General features: G+C 69.9%; 14 protein-coding genes and 1 tRNA gene. 11 read left to right on the top strand and 4 right to left on the bottom strand.

Annotation, left to right across the window (positions count from 1 at the left end):
* Positions 1-77: 77 nt before the first annotated feature.
* The 4 genes from B7W94_RS08720 (at position 78) to B7W94_RS08735 (ending at position 4,680) form a co-directional block, all read left to right on the top strand.
* Positions 78-2,609 carry an ATP-dependent Clp protease ATP-binding subunit gene (locus tag B7W94_RS08720; protein ID WP_025105479.1) on the top strand — a complete coding sequence of 844 codons (2,532 nt, stop codon included), beginning with the start codon at positions 78-80 and terminating at the stop codon, positions 2,607-2,609.
* A 203-nt stretch (positions 2,610-2,812) separates the two neighbouring features.
* Positions 2,813-3,313: an amino-acid N-acetyltransferase gene (locus B7W94_RS08725; RefSeq protein WP_025105480.1), complete on the top strand. Its 501-nt coding sequence runs from the start codon at positions 2,813-2,815 to the stop codon at positions 3,311-3,313.
* Positions 3,314-3,374: 61 nt separating this feature from the next.
* Positions 3,375-4,019 carry a hypothetical protein gene (locus tag B7W94_RS08730; protein ID WP_085605978.1) on the top strand — a complete coding sequence of 215 codons (645 nt, stop codon included), beginning with the start codon at positions 3,375-3,377 and terminating at the stop codon, positions 4,017-4,019.
* A 241-nt stretch (positions 4,020-4,260) separates the two neighbouring features.
* Complete coding sequence (locus tag B7W94_RS08735) at positions 4,261-4,680, top strand: dehydrogenase (RefSeq protein WP_085605980.1); 420 nt, start codon at positions 4,261-4,263, stop codon at positions 4,678-4,680.
* An 18-nt stretch (positions 4,681-4,698) separates the two neighbouring features.
* Here B7W94_RS08735 and radA read toward each other — a convergent pair whose 3' ends face one another.
* Entirely contained in the window at positions 4,699-6,066 is a 1,368-nt protein-coding gene (gene radA, locus B7W94_RS08740) for a DNA repair protein RadA (RefSeq protein WP_085605982.1), read from the bottom strand.
* Positions 6,067-6,166: 100 nt separating this feature from the next.
* On the opposite strand from radA, the gene B7W94_RS08745 reads away from it, so the two are divergent.
* Genes B7W94_RS08745 through cydC form a run of 5 tightly spaced genes read left to right on the top strand, consistent with a single transcriptional unit; the run spans position 6,167 to position 12,605 of the window.
* Complete coding sequence (locus B7W94_RS08745; protein ID WP_085605984.1) at positions 6,167-6,841, top strand: helix-turn-helix transcriptional regulator; 675 nt, start codon at positions 6,167-6,169, stop codon at positions 6,839-6,841.
* Entirely contained in the window at positions 6,828-8,243 is a 1,416-nt protein-coding gene (locus B7W94_RS08750; RefSeq protein WP_025105485.1) for a cytochrome ubiquinol oxidase subunit I, read from the top strand. The genes B7W94_RS08745 and B7W94_RS08750 overlap by 14 nt, the downstream gene beginning before the upstream one ends.
* 14 nt (positions 8,244-8,257) lie before the next feature.
* Positions 8,258-9,286, top strand: coding sequence for a cytochrome d ubiquinol oxidase subunit II (gene cydB / locus B7W94_RS08755; RefSeq protein ID WP_025105486.1), 1,029 nt, complete (start codon positions 8,258-8,260; stop codon positions 9,284-9,286).
* A complete protein-coding gene (gene cydD, locus B7W94_RS08760) occupies positions 9,283-10,941 on the top strand; it encodes a thiol reductant ABC exporter subunit CydD (RefSeq protein WP_085605985.1) in 1,659 nt (552 codons plus the stop codon). Before cydB ends, cydD begins: the two co-directional genes overlap by 4 nt.
* Entirely contained in the window at positions 10,938-12,605 is a 1,668-nt protein-coding gene (gene cydC / locus B7W94_RS08765; protein WP_085605987.1) for a thiol reductant ABC exporter subunit CydC, read from the top strand. Before cydD ends, cydC begins: the two co-directional genes overlap by 4 nt.
* A 3-nt stretch (positions 12,606-12,608) precedes the next feature.
* Here the strand turns inward: cydC and B7W94_RS08770 are convergent, their stop codons facing one another.
* Complete coding sequence (locus B7W94_RS08770) at positions 12,609-13,391, bottom strand: hypothetical protein (RefSeq protein ID WP_025105489.1); 783 nt, start codon at positions 13,389-13,391, stop codon at positions 12,609-12,611.
* 176 nt (positions 13,392-13,567) lie between these two features.
* On the opposite strand from B7W94_RS08770, the gene B7W94_RS08775 reads away from it, so the two are divergent.
* Together B7W94_RS08775 and B7W94_RS08780 are read left to right on the top strand one after the other, a co-directional pair.
* The gene (locus tag B7W94_RS08775) at positions 13,568-14,614 is read left to right on the top strand and encodes a hypothetical protein (protein WP_062765522.1); all 1,047 of its coding nucleotides are present in this window, start codon (positions 13,568-13,570) and stop codon (positions 14,612-14,614) included.
* A gap of 45 nt (positions 14,615-14,659) precedes the next feature.
* Positions 14,660-14,750 (top strand) — tRNA-Ser (locus B7W94_RS08780).
* Positions 14,751-14,943: 193 nt separating this feature from the next.
* On the opposite strand, the gene B7W94_RS08785 is transcribed toward B7W94_RS08780, so the two are convergent.
* Both B7W94_RS08785 and B7W94_RS08790 read right to left on the bottom strand, forming a co-directional pair.
* Positions 14,944-15,180 carry a hypothetical protein gene (locus B7W94_RS08785; protein ID WP_367379564.1) on the bottom strand — a complete coding sequence of 79 codons (237 nt, stop codon included), beginning with the start codon at positions 15,178-15,180 and terminating at the stop codon, positions 14,944-14,946.
* 18 nt (positions 15,181-15,198) lie between these two features.
* Positions 15,199-15,763: helix-turn-helix domain-containing protein (locus B7W94_RS08790; RefSeq protein WP_139833301.1), on the bottom strand; the 565-nt coding region annotated here is incomplete at its 5' end.

A 15,763-nucleotide genomic window follows, 5' to 3' on the forward strand; every position in this document is an offset into this window, starting at 1 on the left:
TACCCGCCATTTCTGGTCGTTACTCTCGATGTACAAGCGCTTCATGCGTCTTCGCCCCGTGCGAATAAGGAGTCAACATGTTCGAGAGATTCACGGACCGAGCCCGTCGAGTGGTCGTCCTCGCCCAAGAAGAGGCGAAGATGCTCAACCACAACTACATCGGCACCGAGCACATCCTGCTCGGCCTCATCCACGAGGGCGAGGGCGTCGCAGCCAAGGCGCTGGAGTCGCTCGGCATCTCCCTCGACGCCGTGCGCGAGCAGGTGCAGGACATCATCGGCCAGGGTCAGCAGCAGCCGACCGGCCACATCCCGTTCACGCCGCGCGCCAAGAAGGTGCTCGAGCTGAGCCTCCGCGAGGCCCTGCAGCTCGGTCACAACTACATCGGCACCGAGCACATCCTCCTCGGCCTCATCCGCGAGGGTGAGGGCGTGGCCGCTCAGGTGCTCGTCAAGCTGGGCGCCGACCTCAACAAGGTGCGGCAGCAGGTCATCCAGCTGCTCTCCGGCGCCCCGGGCCGCGAGCCCGCGTCCGTCGGCGCGCAGTCCAACGACACCCCGTCGGGTGCGCAGGGCGGCTCGCAGGTGCTCGACCAGTTCGGTCGCAACCTCACGCAGGCCGCGCGCGACAACAAGCTCGACCCGGTGATCGGGCGCGAGAAGGAGGCGGAGCGGGTCATGCAGATCCTCTCCCGCCGTTCCAAGAACAACCCCGTCCTGATCGGCGAGCCCGGCGTCGGCAAGACCGCCGTCGTCGAGGGCCTCGCCCAGGCGATCGTCAAGGGCGATGTGCCCGAGACGCTGAAGGACAAGCAGCTCTACTCGCTCGACCTCGGCTCGCTCATCGCCGGTTCCCGCTACCGCGGCGACTTCGAGGAGCGTCTGAAGAAGGTCACCAAGGAGATCCGCACGCGCGGCGACATCATCGTCTTCATCGACGAGATCCACACCCTCGTGGGTGCGGGTGCCGCCGAGGGCGCGATCGACGCGGCCAGCATCCTCAAGCCGCTGCTCGCCCGCGGTGAGCTCCAGACCATCGGTGCCACCACGCTCGACGAGTACCGCAAGCACTTCGAGAAGGACGCCGCGCTCGAGCGCCGCTTCCAGCCGGTGCAGGTGAACGAGCCGACGCTGCCGCACGCGATCAACATCCTCAAGGGTCTGCGCGACCGGTACGAGGCGCACCACAAGGTGCAGATCACCGACGGCGCGATCGTGGCCGCGGCGAACCTCGCCGACCGCTACGTCTCCGACCGCTTCCTCCCGGACAAGGCCATCGACCTGATCGACGAGGCCGGCGCGCGCCTGCGTCTGTCGATCCTGTCCAGCCCGCCCGAGCTGCGCGAGTTCGACGAGAAGATCGCCGCCGTGCGCGAGCAGAAGGAGATCGCCTCCGAGGAGCAGGACTTCGAGAAGGCCGCCTCCCTGCGCGATGAGGAGAAGAGCCTCCTCGCCGAGCGGCTGCGTCTCGAGAAGCAGTGGCGTGCGGGCGACGTCGCGACCCAGGCTGTCGTCGACGAGGGCCTGATCGCCGAGGTGCTCGCTCAGGCGACCGGCATCCCCGTGTTCAAGCTGACGGAGGAGGAGTCCAGCCGACTCGTCTTCATGGAGAAGGCGCTGCACCAGCGCGTCATCGGTCAGGAGGAGGCCATCGCGGCGCTCTCCAAGACCATCCGTCGTCAGCGTGCCGGCCTCAAGGACCCGAAGCGTCCCTCGGGCTCGTTCATCTTCGCCGGCCCCACGGGCGTCGGAAAGACCGAGCTCGCCAAGGCGCTCGCGGAGTTCCTCTTCGACGACGAGGCCGCGCTCATCTCGCTCGACATGAGCGAGTTCGGCGAGAAGCACACCGTCTCGCGGCTGTTCGGTGCCCCTCCCGGGTTCGTCGGCTTCGAAGAGGGTGGCCAGCTCACCGAGAAGGTGCGGCGCAAGCCGTTCAGCGTGGTCCTCTTCGACGAGATCGAGAAGGCGCACCCGGACATCTTCAACTCGCTGCTGCAGATCCTGGAAGAGGGTCGCCTCACCGACGGTCAGGGTCGGATCGTGGACTTCAAGAACACGGTCATCATCATGACCACGAACCTCGGTGCGCGCGACATCGCCGGCGGCCCCGTCGGCTTCCAGATCGAGGGCAACAACGCCACGAGCTACGAGCGGATGAAGGGCAAGGTCAACGAGGAGCTCAAGCGGCACTTCAAGCCCGAGTTCCTCAACCGCGTCGACGACATCATCGTCTTCCCGCAGCTGAGCAAGGACGAGCTGGTGCAGATCGTGGACCTGTTCACGAAGCGCCTCGGCGAGCGTCTGCTCGACCGCGACATGACGATCGAGCTGTCGCAGTCCGCCAAGGAGCGCCTGATCGAGATCGGCTTCGACCCGGCCCTGGGCGCCCGTCCGCTGCGTCGCGCGATGCAGCACGAGATCGAGGACCGTCTGTCGGAGAAGATCCTGCACGGCGAGCTCGACTCGGGCGACCACGTGAAGGTCGATGCGAAGGACGGGGAGTTCCTGTTCGAGCACGGCCCGCGCGGGGAGAAGGTCGCGGTCGGCGTCAACACCGGCGGCGGCGCGATCTCCGGCACGCCCGACCTGGCGATCACCGGCAACGACTGATCCTCGACACGATCACCCGAAGGGGCGGATGCGACAGCATCCGCCCCTTCGTCGTCCCCACTCCGCCCTCGCTCCGGGCACGACTTCGGAGACGACAGGCGACACGCGGGGCGACGCCCCGGGGCGCCGGGGTGTCGCCCGGGATCTCCGAAGCTGTGCCGCGTCTGAGAGCCGACGGGAGCGGCGGGTCCTAGGCTGGTCGGGTGAGCGCGTACATCGTCCGGCCGGCCCGCAGCGCCGACATCGTCAGCATCCGGAACCTGCTCCAGCCGATGGTGGAGCAGCGCATCCTGCTCGGCAAGGATCTCGCCGTGCTCTACGGCGCCGTGCAGGAGTTCGTCGTCGCCGAGGCGGACGGGGAGCTGATCGGCTGCGGGGCTCTGCACGTGATCTGGGAAGACCTCGGCGAGGTGCGCACCCTGCTCGTCCGCGACGACTGGCTCCACCACGGCGTCGGTCGGGCGATCGTCGAGCGGCTCGAGGAGAACGCGCGGTCGCTCGGGCTCACCCGCCTGTTCTGCCTCACGTTCGAGGTCGACTTCTTCGGGCGTCGCGGCTTCACCCCGATCGGGGAGCAGGTCGTCGATCCGGACGTGTACTCGCAGCTCCTGCGCAGCGGCGACGCCGGCGTCGAGGAGTTCCTCGACCTCGCGCATGTGAAGCCGAACACGCTCGGCAACACGCGCATGCTCAAGGTGCTCTGAGCCCCGGACCACCGCCTCGCGCCTCCCAGGCTCGCGGACGGGGATCGCTTAACCTGGAGGCATGCCCCGTCACTCCGCCGCCGTGTACCGTCGTCGGCGTCTGGCGGTACTGCTCGGGCTGATCCTCGTCCTCGCGATCGTCGGCGCGTCCGTCTGGCTCCTCATCGCCCGGCCGTGGGCGTCCACGGGGGCGCAGGAGCCGGCACCCGCACCGACCTCCTCCGCCTCCTCGGGGCCCACACCGTCCGGATCGGCCTCGCCCGCCCCCTCGCCGTCGGCGGATGCCACTCCGGCCGTCGTCCCCTGCGAGGCGAAGGACATCGAGGTCACGGCCGTCACGGATGCGGAGTCCTATCCCGACGGCGCTCTGCCGAAGCTCTCCATCTCCCTGACCAACAAGGGCACGAAGGACTGCACGATCGACGTGGGTTCCACGACCCAGGTGTTCACGATCTCCAGCGGCTCGGACGAGTGGTGGCGCTCGACGGACTGCCAGGAGAACCCCAGCAGCATGATCGCCACGCTCACCGCCGGGTCCACCGTGGTGAGCAAGGAGCCGATCGTCTGGGACCGCACCCGGTCCAGTGTCGAGACCTGCGCACAGGAGAACCGTCAGCGTGCTCCCGGCGGCGGCGCCTCGTATCACGTGGGCGTCTCGATCGGCGGGTTCCCCAGCGCCACGACCACCCAGATCCTCCTGTTCTGAGCGCGCGACGGGCACTTGTGCTGACAGGGCCCGGTCTTTGGGATACCATAGAGGTGACTCTCCCGCTATGCGGCAACATGCCATCCCCAGTGGCGTCGAACTACAGCGTCCCCAGCGCTTCGACACCGCCGCTCGAGAGTCCGAGGGCCCTCTCGAGTACCCCAGTCCCCAATGGAGGACTCGAGAGGGCCCCAATCTTTCCCCGGCGCCGCCGCGCCGCCCCGATGCCTAAGCTGGAGGCATGGCAGTGAAGAAGGCGAAGCCCGGGAAGAGCGCGAAGAAGAAGCCGGCGCCCGAGGACTTCCGGTCCGAGGCTCTGGCGCTCGCCCTCGAGAAGCAGGACGTCGCCGCGGTGGCCCTCGCGCTGCGGCATGGCACCACCGTCGTCCCGCTCATCAAGCCGGGAGCGCGCGACAATCCGCTCGACAGCGGCGAGGTGTGGACCTATCGGGACCCGAACTCGGGTGACCTCGCCCTGCTGCTCTTCAGCGACGCGAAGAACAAGCCCGCCAACCTGCCGCCCGGGGTCGGCATCTACGACGCCGCCTGGCTGCGCGCGTTCCTCTCCGCCCACCCGATCACGACCGTGTTCCTCGACATCGCCGGGCCTCACCCGATGCAGGCCGACCCGGTGGAGCTGCTCAAGGCGCTCGACGCCTGACCCGGGTGCCCCTCCGACTCAGAACGGCGGGATGTCGCGGTCGGGGCGACGGGCGCTGTTCCGCGCCCTGACGTCGCCCAGCGCCGCGCGCAGGGTCTTCGAGCGGTCGTCCACCACCTGCTCGTAGCCGAGCCGGGCGGCCTCGGAGCGCCGCTGCGCCGCCTGCGTCACCGGCCGCACCTCGCCCGCGAGGCTGAGCTCGCCGACGGCGGCGACCGTGCGCGGCACCGAGATCATCTGGATGGACCCGGCGACGGCGATCGCGATGGCGAGATCGGCGGCGGGCTCCGTGAAGCGCACCCCGCCCACCGTGGACACGTAGACGTCGAGGCTGCCGGTGGGCACGCCCGCCCGGCGCTCGAGGATCGCCAGCACCATGGCCACCCGCGAGGAGTCGAGGCCGTGCACGATGCGCCGGGGGTTCGGCGCGTTGCTCGGCACGGTGAGCGCCTGCACCTCGACGGGGAGGGCGCGACGACCCTCGAGGGAGATGGCCACGCAGGTCCCCGGCTCGGAGGCGCCCTGCGACAGGAACAGGCCGGAGGGGTCGGGCACCTCGGCGATGCCGTCTCCGGTCATCTCGAAGCAGCCGACCTCGTCGGTGGGACCGAAGCGGTTCTTGAGGGCACGGATGAAGCGCAGCGAGGTCTGCCGGTCGCCCTCGAAGTGGCACACGACGTCGACGAGGTGCTCCAGCACCCGGGGCCCCGCCACCTGGCCGTCCTTGGTCACATGGCCGACGATGATGATCGGCAGATCGCGCTCCTTCGCCACCCGGATCAGGGTCGCGGCGACCTCCCGCACCTGGCTGGGCTGACCGGCCGCGCCGTCGGTGAGCGACGACGACACGGTCTGCACGGAGTCGACGATGACGAGCTGCGGCTGCACCTCGTCGATGTGGCCGAGGATCGTGGCGAGGTCGGTCTCGCTCGCGAGGTAGAGCTCGTCGTGCAGGGCGCCCGTCCGCTCCGCTCGCAGGCGCACCTGGGCCGGCGACTCCTCGGCGCTGGCGTAGAGCACCCGTCGCCCGCTCCGCGCGGCCTGCGCGGCGACCTCGAGCAGCAGGGTGGACTTGCCGACGCCGGGCTCGCCGCTGAGGAGGATCGCGGCTCCCGGCACGATGCCGCCGCCGAGCACCCGGTCGAACTCGCCGACCCCACTCGTGCGGCGCGGCGCGTCCTGCGTGGTGATCTGCGTGATCGGGCGCGCCGCGCGATCGGCGGTCGGCGCGAGCGCGTTCACACGGCGGAGGATGCCGGTCTGCGCGGCCTGCTCCTGGACCGTGCCCCACTGCTGGCACTCCCCGCAGCGACCGACCCACTTGGCCGTCGTCCACCCGCACTCGGTGCAGACGTACGCGGGGGGAGCGGGTTTCCGGGTGGCCATGCCCCCAGGCTATCGGCGGGATCAGACATCCCTATCGACCAGGCGATTATTCACGGCCCGGTTCCCCCGCCGGCCGCCGGCCCCGGCCGATAATTGAGACATGTCCAACGGCGGGTCCGTCTGCGGGCCGATCTCCAGCTACTCCCGGGTGCGCATCCTGCACCTCCTCTTCGAGGCCGGGCACTCCGGTGCCTCCGGAGAACTCGCGATCGGCGACCTGTGCGAGGCCACCGGCCTGCACCCGAACACGGTGCGCGAGCACCTGCAGCGGCTCATCGAGGGCGGCTACGTCATCCCGACCGTGGAGCACCGCACCACCCGGGGGCGCCCGCGCACGCTGTACCGCGCGGCCACCGGGGCCCCGGACGCCTCCAGCCCGGTCGCACGGAACAAGGCCAAGGCCGCCGCCCGTCGCGGCGACCTGCTCCGGAGCGTCCTCCCCGGCACCGGGACCGCCCTCGGGAAGGACGCCACCTACCAGCTCGACGCCCTCGTCGAGCACCTGGAGGAGAGCGGCTTCGAGCCGGTCGTGGACGACCGCGGTCTGACCGTCGATCTGAGTCCGTGCCCGCACGCGGCCGGCCGGCCGGAGGACCGCCCGATGCTGTGCCAGGTGCATCTCGGGCTGATGCAGGGCATCCTTGCAGAAGCGGGGGGTCCGCTCGAAGCCGAGTGCGTGCGCGAGGCCGCGCAGCCCTCCGAATGCACCGTGCAGCTGCGCGACACCGCCGCGCAGGCGTCGAACAGAACGGGAGTCGCTCATGGAATGGCTTGATCCGCTCGCCCTGGCCCGATGGCAGTTCGGCCTGACGACCGTCTACCACTACCTCTTCGTCCCGCTGACGATCGGCATGGCGCTGGTCGCCGCCATCTTCCAGACCGCGTGGGTGCGTACCGGCAAGGTGCAGTACCTGCACCTCACCCGCTTCTTCGGCAAGATCTTCCTCATCAACTTCGCGATGGGGGTCGTCACCGGCATCGTGCAGGAGTTCCAGTTCGGTATGAACTGGTCGGACTACTCCCGCTTCGTCGGCGACGTCTTCGGCGCCCCGCTCGCCTTCGAGGGCCTGCTGGCGTTCTTCTTCGAGGCGACCTTCATCGGCCTCTGGATCTTCGGCTGGGACAAGCTCCCGCAGAAGATCCACCTGGCCACCATCTGGTGCGTCTCGATCGGCAGCATCCTGTCGGCGTACTTCATCATCGCCGCCAATGCGTTCATGCAGAACCCGGTCGGCTACACGTACAACGAGGTGACCAACCGCGCCGAGCTCACCGACTTCTGGGCGCTGCTGACGAACCCCGTCGCCCTCGCCGCGTTCCCGCACACCATCTTCGGCGCGCTCATGTTCGCCGCGGGTGTCGTCATCTCGGTGTCCGCCTGGCACCTGGCCCGCGGGCAGCACTTCGACACCATGCGCGTCTCGCTGAAGTTCGGCCTCTGGGCGATGATCTTCTCCACCGCGGGCGTCGTGCTCACCGGCGACCAGCTCGGTCTGGCGATGTACGCCGCGCAGCCGATGAAGATGGCCGCCGCCGAGGCGACGTTCAACACAGTCTGCGGCGCCGATGCCTCCTTCAGCATCTTCACGCTGGGCACGCCGGACGGCAGCTCGGAGCTGTTCTCGATCCGGGTGCCGTACCTGCTGTCGCTGCTGTCGACCCACACGCTCGACGCCTGTGTGCACGGCATCAACGACCTGAACGCCGAGTACGCCCAGACGTATGCGAGCACCGGTCTCACCGACTTCGCCCCTGTCCTGTGGATCACCTACTGGTCGTTCCGCTGGATGATCGGCCTCGGCATGGCCGCCGCCCTCGTCGCCGTCGCCGGCCTCTGGGTCACCCGCAAGAAGGCCACCAAGCCGGTCGCGCCGTGGATGTGGAAGGTCGCGATCTGGTCGTTCCCGCTCGCGCTCGCCGCCAACATCATGGGCTGGGTGTTCACCGAGATGGGTCGACAGCCCTGGATCGTGTTCGGTCTGATGTCCACCCGCGACGGCGTCTCGCCCGGCGTGAGCGGACTCGAGGTCCTGATATCGCTGATCGCCTTCACCGCGATCTACGCCGCGCTGGCCGTGGTCGAGGTCCGGCTGATCGTCAAGGCCGCCCAGAAGGGGCCGGACACCGACGAACAGCCCCATGAGGAGACGGCTCAGCTGCCGTCGGTCGTGTACTGAGAGGAACGAGCATCATGGATCTCGCAACGATCTGGTTCTGGGTGGTCGCCTTCCTGTTCGTCGGCTACTTCGTCCTCGACGGGTTCGACTTCGGTGTCGGCATGTCGCTGCCGTTCCTCGGCAAGAACGACGTGTCGCGCCGACAGGTCATCAACACGATCGGTCCCGTGTGGGACCTCAACGAGACGTGGGTCATCGTGGCCGGGGCCTCGCTCTTCGCCTCGTTCCCCGAGTGGTACGCCACGCTGTTCAGCGGGTTCTACCTGCCGCTGCTGCTCATCCTGCTCGCGCTCATCCTCCGCGGCGTCTCGTTCGAGTACCGCCATCAGCGGGAGAGCAGGAAGTGGAAGCAGGGCTTCGACCGGATGATCGTCATCGGCTCGGTCGTCCCGGCACTGCTCTGGGGCGTCGCCTTCGGCAACATCGTGCAGGGGGTGGCGATCGATGAGAACCACATCTACGTCGGCGGCTTCTTCTCGCTGCTCAACCCGTACGCGCTGCTGGTCGGCGTGACGACCCTGCTGCTCTTCTTCCTGCACGGCGTGCTGTTCGTCGCGCTGAAGACGGACGGCCAGGTGCACGAGGACGCGCAGAAGCTCGCGAAGAAGGCCGCCATCCCGACGATCCTCGTCGCCGCCGCGACGGTGATCTGGACGGTCGCGATCGCGATGGGCCGCGAGGCTCCGCTGCTGTGGCTCGTCATCGGAGCCGGTGCGCTCGCGGCGGTCAGCCTGATCGCGGCAGTCGGCTTCTCGCTCGTCCGCCGCGACGGGTGGGCGTTCTTCGCCGGCATGCTCACGGTCATGTTCGCCGTCGTCATGCTGTTCTCCGCCCTGTTCCCGTTCGTGATGCCGTCGACCATCGATCCGGCGTACAGTCTCACGATCGCCAACGCGTCCAGCACTCCGTATACGCTGCAGATCATGAGCTGGACCGCGCTGATCGCCCTCCCGCTGGTCATCGCGTACCAGACCTGGACCTACTGGGTGTTCCGCAAGCGCGTCACCCGCCGGTCGATCGAGGGGGCTCCGGCGCACGCGTGAAACCCGTCGATCCGAGGCTGCTCCGATACGCGGCCGCCGCCCGGGGATTCCTCCTGGCGTCGGCCGCGATCGGCGTCTTCCAGACCGCGGTGACGATCGCCTTCGCGTGGCTCCTCACCGAAGCGGTCGTGGGGGCGATCGCGGGGCGCGACGTCACCGTGACCCTGCTCTGGCTGCTCGGGGCCGCCCTCCTTCGGGGTCTGCTCATCGCCGCCTCCGACGCCGCGGGCACGCAGGCCGCCGCCCGGACCGGGATGCAGCTGCGGGCCGCGCTCGTCGCGGCCGTCGGACGCCTCGGCCCCGGGTGGCTCGCGCAGCGGAATCAGACGCAGATCGCCGTCACCGCCGGTCACGGCCTGGAAGCCCTGGACGCGTACTTCGCGCGGTACATCCCGCAGCTCGTGCTCACCGTCATCGCGACGCCGGTGCTCGTCGCGGTCATGTGGTGGCAGGACTGGCCGAGCGGACTCACCGCCGTCATCACCCTGCCGCTCATCCCGCTCTTCCTCATCCTCATCGGCATCGCGACCCGCACGGTGCAGAAGAAGCAGTGGCAGACGCTGCAGCACCTCGCCGCCCGCTTCGCCGACACGGTGCAGGGGCTGTCGACGCTGCGGCTGTTCGGCCGGGACCGTCGGGCGGCCGACCGCATCGAGGTGACCGCCGACGAGTACCGTCGCGAGACCATGAAGGTGCTGCGGTTCTCGTTCCTGTCGGGGTTCGCGATGGAGCTGCTGTCGTCGCTCGCGGTCGCGCTCATCGCGGTCGCGGTCGGGTTCCGGCTGCTGTCGGGCGATCTGAGCCTGGAGGTCGGGCTCTTCGTGCTGCTGCTCGCCCCGGAGGCCTTCCTCCCCATCCGTCAGGTAGGCGTGCAGTTCCACGCGGCGGCCGAGGGCGTCGCGGCCACGGAAGACGTGTTCGACGTGCTGGATGCGGCGCGCGACCGGGACCGGGGCGGCATGCGCCCGCACGACCTCGGCACGGACGCACGACCGAACCCCGTGGACTCGTCCGGCAGCCGGGTCGACGTCGTGCCGGCGGGGCGGGAACTCGTGGTGGAGGAACTCCGCGTGCGGGACCTCCCGCCGGTGTCGTTCGTCGCGGAGCCCGGGTCGGTGACCCTGATCGAGGGGCCGAGCGGCTCCGGGAAGTCGAGTCTGCTCGCCGCCCTCCGCGGTGCGGTGGACTCCACGGGCACGGCGACCTGGGGCGGACGGGACGTCGCCGAGCTCGCACCGTCCGACTGGCTCGCCTGGGCCGGGCAGACGCCAGGGCTGATGCGCGGCACGGTCGCGGAGAACGTCGCCCTCGGGGATGCCGCTCCCGACCTCGCCCGTGTGCGCCGGGCGCTCGACGCCGCGTGCGCCGAGGGCATCGAGGCCGACCGCGTGCTGGGTGTGCAGGGCGCAGGGCTGTCGGGAGGACAGGCGCAGCGCGTCGCGGTGGCCAGGGCGCTGTACCGTCACGACGGAATGCCGGAGCGGATGCTCGCGCTCGACGAGCCCTCCAGCGCCCTCGACGCTGACACCGAGGAGCGGCTGTGGCGGTCGCTGCGCGCGCGAGCGGATGCCGGCGCCACCGTCCTGCTCGTCTCGCACCGCCGCTCGGTCAGGGACATCGCCGACCGGATCGTGGCGCTGGGGGTGAGCGCATGAACGAGACGACCCGCAGCGACCGGGTCCGGGAGGTGCTCCGGCTCGCGCAGCCACCGTTCCGCCGCTTCCTCCCCGGGCTGATCTGGGGCGTGCTGTCGGCGGCCGCCGCCGTGAGCCTCCTCGCGGTGAGCGGCTGGCTGATCGTGAGCGCGTCGATCGTCGACTCCCTCGTGCCGCTGTCCATCGCGGTCGTCGGGGTGCGGTTCTTCGCCGTGACCAGGGCCGTCACGCGGTACCTCGAGCGGCTGAGCGGTCACGACGCCGCGCTCCGACAGCTCGCCACGACCCGGTCCGACATGGTGCGCCGCCTCATCCCGCTCTCGCCGGCGGGGCTCGGCGCGACGGACCGGGGCCAGGTGCTCGCGGCCCTCGTCGACGACGTCGAGAACCTGCAGAACCTCCCGCTCCGGGTCGTGCAGCCGATCGCCGTCTCGGGCGTCGTCGCCCTGGGGGCCGTCGGCTTCCTCGCCTTCGTGTCGCCGCCCGCCGCGCTGACCCTCGCCGTCTGCCTCCTCGTCGCCGCGCTCGCCGCCGTCGGGCTGGGCTGGATCTTCGGCTCCCGTGCGGAGGCCGCGGTGTCGGCGCGTCGGGCCGAGGTGTCCGCCGCCCTCGTCGACTACTTCGGCAGCCTCGACGTGCTGCTCGCGTTCGGCGCGGAGTCACAGGCCCGAGAGCGGATCCGTGTCGCGGATGCCGCCCTGCGTCGGGTCGTCGGTCGGGCGTCGCTGGCGCAGGCCGTCGCGGCCGGAGTGGTCTCGCTGATGGCCGGCGCCGCCTCGGTGTGGGCGCTGGCGGTGGCAGCCCCGGGCCTCGCCACCGGAGCCATCGACGCTCCGTGGCTCGCGGTCGCGGTGCTCGTGCCGATGGTCGTGTTCGAAGTGTTCGGCGCCGTGCCGATCGCGGCGGCCTCGTGGCGGAGCGTCCGCTCGAGTGCGGAGCGCATCGTGGACGTGCTGCCCGAACAGATGCCGCCGGAGCTGCGGACCGACGCCGGGCAGGATGTCGCGGTCGAGGGCGTGCCCGCGCTCACGCTGCGGGGAGCCACGGCGCACTGGCCCGGCGGCGCGCCGGCGCTGACCGGGGTGGACCTCGACCTCGCGCCGGGTGAGCGGGTGCTCGTCTCCGGGGCGAGCGGGGCGGGCAAGAGCTCGCTGGCGGCCGCGCTCGTGGGCTTCCTCCGCGTGGACGGCGAGTACCGGATCGGCGATCTCGACGCGGCGGCGCTGTCCGGTCCGTCGCTGCGCCGCGTCGTCGGCCTGTGCGAGCAGCAGCCGCAGCTCTTCGACGAGGACGTGCGGCAGAACCTCCTCTTCGCCAGGGACACCGCCACCGACGAGGAGCTCCTCGCCGTGCTCGACCGTGTGGGACTCGCGGCGTGGGTGCGCGAGCGCGGAGGGCTCGATGCGCGGGTGGGCGACCGCGGTGCGCTGGTGTCCGGCGGTCAGGCGCAGCGGATCGCTCTGGCTCGCGCGCTGCTCCGCGGCTTCCCGGTGCTCGTGCTGGACGAGCCGACGGCGGGCGTCGACCCCGAGGCCTCGGACGCTCTCCTGCGCGACCTGCTGCAGGCGACGGGGGAGCAGTCGGTGCTGCTCATCTCGCACGTGGCACCGCCCGCGGGGACGGTCGACCGGGTCGTGCGGATCGAGGGCGGCCGGACGGTCTGAGCCTCAGCCGACGAGGTTCATGTCGGCGGGCGGCTCCATCACGATGCCCTGCGCCTCGAACGCGCGACGGCGCTCCTCGATCCGGCGGTGCATCTCGACCTGGGCCTCATCGACCACACGCGGGTCGAGGTCGACCGTCGGCGGATGCGGGTCGCCGTGGTGCGCGGCGATGTATGCGTCGAGCTCAGGGCCGCTGGTCCAGGAGGTGATGAGCGCATACCGGGGCCCTGTCCCGCGATGCCACACGGCATGCCAGAAGCGCTGCGTGTCGACGATGATCCGGGAGCCGGCGCGCAGCGGCAGCCGGACCTCGGTGGCCGGGTCGAACCGGTCGGAGCGGAGGATGAGCATCGAGTCGGTGTCGTCGGTGAGGTTGTAGTACCCGCGGACCACCCAGCCCGTGCCCGGCTCGTTGAGGCGGTTGTTGTCGTCCTGGTGCAGGTTGTAGATCGCGTCGGCGTAGTCGTTCGGCTGGAGCTCGATGACCCGGCAGCGGCCGACGCCGGCGCCAGGGGCAAGGGCACGGCGCTGCAGGGTCGGGGCGATCGCGACCTGTGAGGGAATCCAGACGCCGTCCTTGTCGGTGCGCGGCGGCGTGTGGTTCCAGAAGCCGTTGCAGTCGATCTCGCCCGCGTAGCTCGTCAGGGGTGCGAAGCGGGTGATGCCGGAGGAGCGCCAGCCGACGTACTCGAGGTCCTGCCACTCGGACGGGTCCACCGGGGTGGTCTCGTCGTCGAGGACCACGTATCCGGTCTCGGCGAGCGCCGCAGACGTGATGAATCCCATGCTGCTTGCATCCTTCCCGTCGTTCTGCCCCCGGAGGCGGCGGGTTCTTAGGCAATCCTAATCCCGACCTCCCCTCGCCGACCCACCCCCTTGCGTGTGTCCCACCCCCTTTCGGCCGCACGCAGAGGGGTGGCTCGGCCGGAAGGGGGTGGGTCGGCGAGGGATATCCTGAGGCCATGACGCAGCCCCAGGGTGCCCTTCTCGTGGGCAGTGTGAACTTCGACGACGCCGAGACGACGATGCGCACCGCGGCGGAGCTGCTCGGCGACCGGTTGCGTCGCATCCCGGACGGCGAGGTGGGCAAACGGTTCCACTGGATCATGTTCCAGCCCGACGTCATCGGCCAGGCGGACGGCATCGAGCGGATCGGCGACGAGCCCATCCCGTTCCCCGCCGGAATCGACGCCCGGGGCCTCCGAATCGCCGAGGGCGTGGACCCGGCGACCATCGCGCTGCCTCCGCTGGGGTACGCCTCCGCGGCAATCGAGTCGTACGGGCTCTTCACCCGGCTGCGGGAGGAGGGAGTGGTCGCGGCGGGCACCCGGTTCCAGGTGTCGCTGCCCACCCCGCTCGCCGTCATCTCCTCGTTCTTCCACGGCGACGACCGGGCCGCGATCGAGCCCGTGTACACCGCCGCGATGCTCCGCGAGCTCGACGGGATCCTCGCCGCGATCCCCCACGAGGACCTCGCGGTGCAGTGGGACGTCGCGAGCGAGATGGGGATCCTCGAGGGCGCCTCCGGCTACGGCGCCGTCATGGAGGGGTGGTGGCCCGGCGACCCGTTCGACGGACTCGTATCGCGTCTGGCCGCCCTCGTCGACGCCGTCCCGGACGACGTCGAGGTGGGCGTGCACCTCTGCTACGGCGACGCGGGGGAGAAGCACTTCTTCGAGCCGACCGACGCCGGCTCCCTCGTCCGCTACGCCAACGCCGTCATCGCCGCGGCCCACCGTCCGCTCACGTGGCTGCACCTTCCCGTGCCGATCGGCCACGATGACGAGGCCTACTTCGCGCCGCTTGCCGCGCTCACCCCGGTCGAGGAGCTCTACCTCGGCCTCGTGCACCGGGAGGACGGCGCGGACGGTGCGCGTCGCCGGATCGCTGCCGCCGTCCGGTTCGCGCCGGAGTTCGGCGTCGCCACGGAGTGCGGCATCGGGCGCGCCCCCGCCGGCTCCACGGAGGGCATCCTCCGCGCCCACGCCGAGGTCGCCACCGCCTGGTGACCCGCCGATTCGCGCGCTCGGCCCCGGTGCCGTAAACTGATCCGCGGTGACGTGTCCGAGCGGCCGAAGGTGCAACTCTCGAAAAGTTGTGTAGGGTAACCCCCTACCGTGGGTTCAAATCCCACCGTCACCGCCACCACGAAGGCCCCGACTCCCGTTGTTATGACAGGGATGCGGGGCCTTCGTCGTGCGCGGGACGCGACCTCCGGTAACGCAGCGGTAACGGAAGTCTTGTCCGGTGTTTATCGCATCGGCTTCAGCCACGGCATGAGAACGGGTTCGACCAGCTCGAGCTGTCGCTCCGGTCGTCCCAGCGGGGACCGCACGACCTACTCCACCTGTTGGCCGAGGCAGATCGACGAGATGATGTCGGCGACCGAAGTGACGGGAGTGCGCTCGTGCAGTTCCTGCGCCGCGACGGCATCGATCAGGTATTCGACCATGCGCGCATGCCAGGCGGACTCCGCGTCCGCCTGGTGGCGCGCGAGCACTTGATTTGCCGCGGTCCGGTCCCAGAAGGCGACCACGATACCGGCTTCGGCCTGCGCTTCGAGCGAGATCGGCAGCTGGTGCGCGACACCCTGTTACGTCGCGCTTGAACCCTTCAGCCGTGGCTCATTCTGAGCGTGATGCACAGCGTCCGCACGCGTGTTGACGCCGAGGCGCCGGTAGAGGTTCTTGGTAATGGTTTTGACAGTGTTCTTGGTGATGAAGAGGCGTTCAGCGATCTGGTTCGTGGAGAGATCGGTGGCGAGCATCGTGAGCACGTCGTTCTCGCGGCGGGTCAGGGTGGGGAGGTCGCGCCGCACGGGGTGGATTCGCAGCGTGTTCTCGGTGTCTGCGCCGGTGAGAGCGATGAGCTGGTCGAGGTCGGCGTGGGAGATCGTTTGATAATTGGCGTGTAGGCCGTAGTGCTGAATGATCGCTTCTGCCCGCTGGAACGACGTTGCCGCTGTCTTCTTGCGGCGCAACGCGAGGGCGGCTGCGGCGTGCACGAGGAGAGCGTTCGATTGTAGGCGGGGCTCGAGAGCATCTTCCGTGACGGGCTCCGCGTGGTCGAGGGCGCGTTGGTTGTCGCCTTGGATGTAGCTGAGGGCGGCCGCTACGACGTGGTCGGCGTAGGTTAGGTCTCTTATACACATTGACGCT

It is taken from the genome of Microbacterium sp. LEMMJ01, from assembly GCF_002114135.1.
In the GTDB taxonomy this organism is placed as follows: domain Bacteria; phylum Actinomycetota; class Actinomycetes; order Actinomycetales; family Microbacteriaceae; genus Microbacterium.